Origin of the sequence: Micromonospora sp. NPDC007271 (genome assembly GCF_040634005.1) — a bacterium.
Taxonomy (GTDB): Bacteria; Actinomycetota; Actinomycetes; order Mycobacteriales; family Micromonosporaceae; genus Micromonospora.
Window position 1 is genome coordinate 74,540 of the sequence record NZ_JBEYER010000019.1, and the last position, 8,093, is coordinate 82,632.

Annotated in this window: 5 protein-coding genes and 1 pseudogene; 1 reads left to right on the forward strand and 5 read right to left on the reverse strand. The window is 72.4% G+C overall.

Annotation, left to right across the window (positions count from 1 at the left end; genetic code table 11):
* Window positions 1–40 precede the first annotated feature (40 nt).
* Complete coding sequence (locus ABZ570_RS09930) at window positions 41–508, reverse strand: DUF4442 domain-containing protein (RefSeq protein WP_358059710.1); 468 nt, start codon at window positions 506–508, stop codon at window positions 41–43.
* A gap of 671 nt (window positions 509–1,179) precedes the next feature.
* On the opposite strand from ABZ570_RS09930, the gene ABZ570_RS09935 reads away from it, so the two are divergent.
* Window positions 1,180–2,016 (forward strand): LppX_LprAFG lipoprotein, encoded by an 837-nt coding sequence (locus tag ABZ570_RS09935; protein ID WP_358059712.1) that lies wholly within the window; start codon window positions 1,180–1,182, stop codon window positions 2,014–2,016.
* 59 nt (window positions 2,017–2,075) lie between these two features.
* On the opposite strand, the gene ABZ570_RS09940 is transcribed toward ABZ570_RS09935, so the two are convergent.
* The 4 genes and pseudogenes from ABZ570_RS09940 to ABZ570_RS09955 all read right to left on the reverse strand — a co-directional run.
* On the reverse strand, window positions 2,076–3,377 hold the full coding sequence (locus ABZ570_RS09940; RefSeq protein WP_358059715.1) for an ABC transporter ATP-binding protein: 1,302 nt from the start codon (window positions 3,375–3,377) through the stop codon (window positions 2,076–2,078).
* Between the two features lie 125 nt (window positions 3,378–3,502).
* Window positions 3,503–5,692, reverse strand: coding sequence for a bifunctional glycosyltransferase family 2 protein/CDP-glycerol:glycerophosphate glycerophosphotransferase (locus ABZ570_RS09945; protein ID WP_358059718.1), 2,190 nt, complete (start codon window positions 5,690–5,692; stop codon window positions 3,503–3,505).
* A 16-nt stretch (window positions 5,693–5,708) separates the two neighbouring features.
* Window positions 5,709–7,649, reverse strand: coding sequence for a DUF5941 domain-containing protein (locus tag ABZ570_RS09950; RefSeq protein WP_358059727.1), 1,941 nt, complete (start codon window positions 7,647–7,649; stop codon window positions 5,709–5,711).
* 38 nt (window positions 7,650–7,687) lie between these two features.
* Window positions 7,688–8,093: pseudogene (locus ABZ570_RS09955) on the reverse strand (ABC transporter ATP-binding protein); the annotation flags it as partial.

Here is an 8,093-nt window from a genome sequence, read left to right on the forward strand (position 1 = left end):
CCCTATCCAGCGGATCGGCCGGGTAAACCCGATTCGGGCGTCAGCGGTTCGGCCGGAGAGTCCAGGTCACCGTCATCACCGAGGTGGTGGTGCCGTCCTCGGTACCGATCTCCACCTCGACCGGGAACTCCGGGCGCTGCCCGGCGTCCAGCTCGGCGAGCACGTCCGCCGGGATGCGCCCCAGCCGGGCGGTGGCCAGCACCGGCCCCAGGGCGATCTTCTGGTACGCGATGGTGGCGGCCACCGCCAGCGGCACCGCCCGGTCGAGCACCTGCCCGAACGCGGCGAGCACCACCGCCCCGGAGGCGGTCTCCCCGAGGGTGAACATGGCCCCGGCGTGCGGGCCGCCGACATGGTTGCGGTGGTCGGGGTTGTCGGGGAGGCGGACGACCGCCCGCACCCCGCCCTCGGCCTCGGGCGCGACCTCGACGAATTCGATATCGAGCGTGCGGGCGAACGGCACGGCTTCCAGGAGACCGGCCGCCACCTCGCGGGAGTCGATGGACATGCCCGCACGCTACTCGCCAGTAACCACCCGGACAAGGCCGGCCGGCCCACAGGACAGGCCGGGGCCCGCCGCGCGGGTCGCTCGCGCTTCTGATCCACCGCCTCCGCTACGGAGCATCACGTCACTCCGCCGATACATCACTCGAAACCGATATGCCTGTGAGGCATATTCATGCCTCAGAGGCATATCGCTCTTCAAGAGTGCGGACCGCTCCCACGACCTCCGGGGCGGTGACCTCCCGGCCGCGAAGATCCCCGCAGGAACGGGACGGCTGCGTCTCCCACTCGGGGGACGCGGCAAGGCGTCCAGCTGACGGACCGGCCAGATCTGGGCAATGGACCAGCAGCCTGGGGAAGCCGTCGCCCTCAGCGGCGCTCTTGCGCCCGCCTCGGCCGGGCGCTCCAGCACCGTGTGGTCGAGCACCACCACGAACTGCGGCGCAGCGCGGTGGCCTCCTGCTCGATCGTCACTGCCGGAGTGGATGCGGCAGCCGACCCGCCCGCTGCCCACCATGGGCGCCGGCCGGGCGGGCAACCACCGGCGGAGGGCCCACGCCAGGCAGGAAACGGGCCGGCAAAAAAGTGTCATCGGGAGCTGGACCCGCTCGGGTAGCGTGTCGTCCGTCTGTCGGGGGAAGGCCCCTGACGTACTTCGGGGAAAGAAGCTGTCACGTGTCACTGTGGAAGAAATCCGCTGTTCTCAGCGTCTCCGCGCTCACGGCGCTGGCGCTGACCGCCTGCGGCGCCAAGGCGGGCTCGTCGGACGCACCTCAGCAGCCGAGCGTGCTCGCGCTGCTCGCCAGCGATCTCAAGGGTTCGCTGCAGAAGACGGTGGAGACCACGAACAAGACCGATTCCGTGACCTTGACGATGGAGGGCACGACCGCCGGTCAGAAGGTCTCGATGCGGGGTGTCGTGGACCTGCGCGATCCGGTCAAGGCCGAGATGACGACGGCGACCCCCGACGGCACCCCGACCACCGTCCGCATGATCGGCGCCGCCTTCTACATCGAGATTCCCGAGAAGGACCGCGCGAGCCTCGACGGAAAGCGCTGGATGAAGCTGGACCTGTCCGCCGCCGGCGCCGAGGCGGGGATGGACTTCACCAAGCAGTTCGAGGACATCGACCCGACCAAGCAGGTCAAGACGTTGCTCGCCACCGAGGGAGTCACCGTCGTCGGTGAGGAGACGGTGAACGGGGTACGCACGGTGCACTACACCGTCACCACCGCGGTGACGAACTACCTCGGGCAGCTCGACGCCAAGCTGCGGGCGGGCGTCGAGAAGGAGCTCACCAAGCAGGGCGTCAAGGAGGTCAAGCTCGACCTCTGGGTCGACGAGCAGTACCAGCCGCGCCGGGTGCACATGGTCATGGGCACGATGAGCGACCTGACGGTCGACTACACCGACTACGGCAAGCCGGTCAACGTCGAGACGCCGCCCCCGGCGGAGACCGCCGACTTCGCCGAGATGCTGAAGGGCCTGGAGGGCCTGACCGCCGGCAACTGACCGACGAGCGCGGGATTCGGCCCGGCCGGTGACGAGGTCACCGGCCGGGCCGTACTCGTTCAGCGCCAGCCGACGTCGATCCGGTCGCCGCGCTCGTCGAAGAAGTGCAGCGCGTCCATGCGTACCTGGACGGCGAGCGGGTGCCCCGCCGTGACCGGCGGGTACGGGGCCAGCCGGACGGCGAGTTCCGCCGGGCGGCGGTGGTGCCGGCCGGGGTCGGGGAGCACGCTGGTCCGGTTGCCGCCGACGGGCGCAGTGGCCGGAGACTCCGCCGCCCGGCCGGTGAACCGCTGCACGACCTGGCCGAAGCGGCGCAGCCCGCGCTGGCCGGGCGCGTCGTGCTCCATCGGGGTGCCCATCTCGTCGACCACGATCGCGGTGGCGCCGATGTCGAGGAAGGCCAGCGACTCGTGGCCGTGGTGCTCCAGGTAGCGGATCCGTCCCCGGAGCACGTGACCGGGGGCGTCGGGCGCGACCGGGGTGAGCGCCTCGGCCCGCATCCCGACCACGATCCGCTCACCGTGGTAGTGCGCCACAGCCCGGCTGCGGATGTCGTCCCAGGGCAGGTAGAGCGCCTGTTCCCCGAGGTTGAGCGCCACGTACCGGTCGAGATGGACGTAGACCGACGCCTCCAGCAGGTTCATCCGGGGGCTGCCGAGGAACGCGGCGACGTAGAGGGTGGCCGGCCGGCCGTACACCTGGGTGGGGGTGCCGACGTCCTGGAGCACGCCCCTGCGCATGATGGCGACCCGGTCGGCCATGGTCAGCGCCTCGGCCTGGTCGTGCGTGACGTAGATGGTGGTGACGCCCAGCTCGCGGGTCAGCCCGGAGATCTCGGCACGCAGTTCGGCGCGGAGGCCGCTGTCCAGGTTGGAGAGCGGCTCGTCCATCAGGAACAGCCCGGGGCGGCGCACGATGGCCCGGCCCATCGCCACCCGCTGCCGCTGGCCACCGGAGAGCTGGCTGGGCTTGCGGCCGAGCACGTCGCCGATGCCGAGGGCGCTCGCCACGTCCTCGATCCGCTCCCCGCGCGAGTCCGGCTGGACCCCGGCGAGCCGGAGCGGGAAGCCGATGTTCTCGCCGACGGTCATGTGCGGGTAGAGGGCGAAGTCCTGGAAGACCATGGCGATCCGCCGGTCCCGCGGGGGCAGGTCGTTGGCGACCTCGCCGTCGAGCATGACCGCTCCGGTTGTCGGGTCCTCCAGCCCGGCGACCATGCGCAGCACCGTGGACTTGCCGCAGCCGGACGGGCCGAGCAGCACCATGAACTCGCCGTCGTTGACGTCCAGATTGATGGTGTCGACCGCGACTGTCCCGTCCTGGAACACCTTCGTGACATCCTTGAGCGCGACGGTGGTCACCGTCACCTCCCCAGCTCGTCGGCTGAAACTCGGAGATGACTGTGACCAATCTCATCGAATTAGCACATCGGGTAAACGTGCCATGTTCCACTCGTGACGGCCCTGTTAAGGACCTACCGACCGGCTCAGGCCGGCTCGCCGAGGAAGACCCGGCGGATCACCCGCTCGGCGGCGTGACCGTCGTCGAGCGCGCAGAACCGGGCCCGGAACCGCTGCCGCGCCCGCTCGGCCTGCTCGGACCGGAGCGCGCCCGACCGGAAAACGTCCAGCAGTGCGGGGAAGTCGAGCGCCACCGCGCCGGGCGGCTCCGCGATCAGGTCGAAGTAGACGCCCCGGGTCACCCGGTACGCGTCCCAGTCCGGGGCGTACACGACGATCGGCCGGTCCAGGACCGCGTAGTCGAACATCGCCGACGAGTAGTCGGTGACCAGCACGTCCGCGGCCAGGTACAGGTCCTCCACCCGGTCGTGGTCGCTCACGTCCAGCACCGCGCCGCCGGACGGGCCACGGAGACGCCGGTCCCGGTCGTGGAAGTAGTGGCTGCGCATCAGCACCCGCCCGGAGGGGCCGAGCACGTCACGCATCCGGTCCGGGTCGAACGGCGGCCGCCAGCCGGGCAGGTGCTCCCGGTGCGTCGGCGCGTACAGCACGACCGTCTCGTCCGGGCCGATGCCCAGCTCCGCCCGGGCCTGGCGGCACTCCGCCGGGGTGGCCAGCGCCAGCCGGTCGTTGCGCGGGTAACCGACCTCGAGCGTGGTGAACGTGGCCGGGTACGCCCGCTCCCACATCTGCGTGGAGAAGCTGTTCGAGGTGACGCTGTAGTCCCAGCGGTCCGCCCGACGCAGCAGCCGGGCGAAGTCCATCCCGACCGCGCCGAGCGGGTAGCGCTGCTGGTCCAGCCCCATCACCTTGACGGGCGTGCCGTGGTGGGTCTGCAGGTGGACCGAGCCGGCCCGCTTGCGGACGTGGTCCGGGAAGTTGACGTTGTTGACCAGCCAGCGGGCCCGGGCCAGCACCCGGTAGTAGTCCCGGGTGCCGGCGACCACGTACTCGACGCCGGGCGGGAGGGTGTCGACCCGGTCCGGCCGGACGATCCACACGCCGCGTACCTGCGGTGCCAACCGGCGGGCGGCGGCGTAGATCGCGGCGGGGTTGCAGGCGTACCCGCGGTACCAGTACGCGGCGTAGACGGCGAGGCTCGGGTCGAGCGGCCGGCGCAGCTCGGCCCGGTAGTACTCGCCCAGCACGGCGTCCCGCGCCTCCCGGGCGGCCCGCCGGGCCACCGGCAGCACCCGCCGCCGGACCCGACGGACCGAGCGCCGGGCGTGCTCCTCGGCCTGGTGGGCCGCCCGGAGGGCGCTGAACGTCCGCCAGCGCCCGGCCGCCACCAACTGGTGCTTCATCCCGTCCAGCCCGGACGGCACCGGATAGCCCTCGGGCGGCAGGAAGCGGACGTAGTCGGCGTGCATCCGGGCGAAGAACGCCGGCCGCAGCTCGGGGGCGATCCGCTCGCCGTTGCCGAGCACGGTGAGGTAGTGCCAGATCATCCGCTCGAAGATCCCGGGACGGAGTGCGGCCACCTCCGGTCCCCACCGGTCCATGATCCGGAACACCCGGTGCCACTGGGCGAACACCTCGAAGTGCCGGTCCCCCCGGGTACGGGTGATGGCTCCGGTCCGGCGTTGCCGGTAGTTCAGGCAGATCCGGTCCAGCACGCCGATCCGCTCGGCGGCCATCAGCACCGGGTAGCTGAACGACACGTCCTCGTACCACCCGGGCTCGAAGCGCAGCTCCCGCTCGACCAGGAACTCCCGCCGGACCACGCGGTTCCAGGCGGTGTGCAGCAGCCGCATGGTCTCCGGCCGGTCCCGCAGCCGGAACGTCACCTCGCCGGGCGGTTCCGGGAACACCTCGGGCATGGCGCTGCGCGTGCCCACGTTGTTCCAGTACGCCCGGACGTGGTCGACGATCAGCACGTCCGGCCGGGTGGCGACCAGCCGGTCCGCCACGTGCGGCAGGCAACCGGGGACCAGCCAGTCGTCACCGTCGACGAACCAGACGTACTCGCCGACGGCCCGGTCCAGCCCGATGTTGCGGGCCGGACCGAGCCCGACGTTCTCGGCGAGCCGGACCGGGCGGACCCGGGGATCACGGTCGGCGTACTCGACGAGGATCTGGCCGCTGCCGTCCGGGGAGGCGTCGTCGATCCCGATCACCTCCAGGTCGCCGTACGGCTGGCCGAGGATCGAGTCGAGGCACTCCCGCAGGTAACCCTGCACCTGAAAGGCCGGCACGACGAAGCTGATCAGGGTCATCCCGGCCGGCCCTCCGTCAGCCCGGCGAGCGGTCACCGCCACCCACCAGGACCGGCGCCCGTCGAGCGCGGGCCGGCAGGACCACCCAGGCGAGGACCACGCTCGCGCCAAAAACCACGAGAAGGTACGCGCCGATTGTAACCAGACCGATACTCACATATCCGGCGATTGTGGCGAGCGCGAGGAGTGCCGACCGCCCGTCCCAGCCCAGCGTCCACGAGTGCAGCGGCGGGGCCGCCTGCCGCTTCTCCAGCCGCGCGGTCAGGTCGTAGTGGTGCAGGGTGAGCACGAAGACGTACCCGAAGATCAGCCAGGCGGGCGCCCGGCCGGCCACCCCGACGGCGATGGCGAAGAGGTACTCCCCGGCCCGCAGCGCGGCCGGGACCAGCCAGTCCAGCGCCCCGGTGTGCGGCGCCCGCGCGCCGAGCCCGCCGAGCAGCAACACCAACAGCCCCAGCAGCAGCCCCCAGCCGGGCAGCCGGTCGCCGGCGCGCACGGTGGACAACGCCCAGACCAGCAGGGCCACCGCACCGAGCGCGCCGAGCACCGCCAGCACCAGCGGCCCGGGCCGGCGGACCGCCGGCACCCCCCGGGCAAGCGGACCGTCGTCGCGGTGCAGCGTGGCGTCGACCGTGGCCACCACCGGCACCCGCATCCAGCGGGCCCGCAGGGTCCGCAGCGCCCCGGTGTACGCGAAGGCCAGCGTCCCCCACGCCAGCACCGCACAGAGCGCCACCAGCGGGCCGAAGAGCGCGGCGGTCACCGCCATCAGCGCCCACCGCTCGCCGATCGGGAAGACCACCGTCCGCTTCAGCCAGTACGACACCGAGCCGGTGTCCGCCTGCACCCGGGTCGATGCGGCGTTCAGCCTGCCGCCGATGCCCCCGGCCTCCCCGGTCGCCTGGCGAGGCCGTCGGGCCGCCTCGTCGTGCAGCACGCCGTACCAGGTGTCGGTCATGTGCCGCACGGTCTGCAACGTCATCGCGGCGATCGCGAGGGCCCAGCCGTAGCGGAAGCCGGCGTGCATGGCGCCGTAGCCGAGACCGGCGTAGACCAGGTATTCCTTCGCCCGGTCGGCCATCGTGTCCAGCCAGCCGCCCCAGGCGCTGAACTGCCGGGTGTAGCGGGCCAACTGCCCGTCGACGCAGTCCAACACGAAGCCGAGGTAGAGCAGGACCGCCCCGGCGACCAGCGCGGGCCGCCCGCCGACCCCGAACAGCACCGCGGCGGCCACCGCGAAGGCCACCGAGATCATGGTCACCGCGGTCGGGCTGAGCCGGAGCCGGGCGGCGGCCTTCGTCACGTACGGGGACCAGGTGCTGACGAAGAACGTGGTGAAGAAGTCGTCCCGCTCCTTCACCGACAGCCGCAGCTCGGCCTTGTCCTCGTCGACGGCGGCCACCGCCGCCTCGGCCGCGGCCAGGTCGGCGCCGGTGCCGACCCGGTGCGCCACGAGCAGGCGTACCCGGTGGGCGAAGGCCAGCGCGCCGCACGCCGCCAGTTCGGCGAAGAGCCGATCCACCGCGGACGCCGGCCCCGCCACCCGGGCCGGCCGGGCGGTCGGCGCGGCGTTGGCCGCCGCCTCGGCCGCGGCGGCGAGGGCCGGCAGATCGGCTGGGCCGACCCGCAGCGCGCCGCCGAACACCCCGGTCGCGCCGGCCGGGTCACCGACCGCCACCACCTGGCCGCGCTCCTCGCGGACCGGCACCTGCCCCGGTGCCGGCGGGTCGGTGAGCACCAGGGCCACCGTCGGCCCCACCGGGCTGGTGGCCAGATGCCGGAGTACGGCGGTGTGCGCGACCAGGTCGGCCCCGCTGACCAGCACCGGGCCGGTGGCGCCGGCCAGCAGCGCGGCCAACTCGGTCAGGTCGGCGACCACTCGCACGTCGCTCGCCCCGGCTCGCCGCCACTGCCCGACGAGCCGGTCGGCCAGGCGCTCCCCGGCAGCGGTGGTCAGGCTCGCGGCCGGGCCGGCGGCGAGCACGATCGCGAGCGTCACCGCGGCGCGGCGCTGGCGTACGCCTGCAGCGCCTCGTCGATGGTCCCGTCGACGGTCAGCCGCCCGGCGTCGAGGTAGAGCCCTCGACGACAGAACCGGGTGAGGTCCTTTTCGTTGTGTGACACCAGCACCAGCGTGCGCCCTTCCGCGAGAAGTCGCTCGATGGTCGCATAGCACTTCGCGCGGAACTCCGCGTCCCCGACCGCGGTCACCTCGTCCACCAACAGGATGGGGTGCGGCAGGTGGGCGATGACCGCGAAGCCGAGCCGCACCTTCATGCCGGAGGAGTAGTGCCGGACGGAGGTGTCGATGGAGCGCTCGACCTGCTCCCCGGCGAAGGAGACGATCTCGTCGAAGTGCCGCCGCAGGTACGCCGTCGACAGCCCGTGCAGTCCGCCCACC

Coding starts and splice junctions, on each gene's coding strand:
- ABZ570_RS09945 (WP_358059718.1), bottom strand. CDS start 5,692: ATGACCCTGATCAGCTTCGTCGTGCCGGCCTTTCAGGTGCAGGGTTAC.
- ABZ570_RS09930 (WP_358059710.1), bottom strand. CDS start 508: ATGTCCATCGACTCCCGCGAGGTGGCGGCCGGTCTCCTGGAAGCCGTG.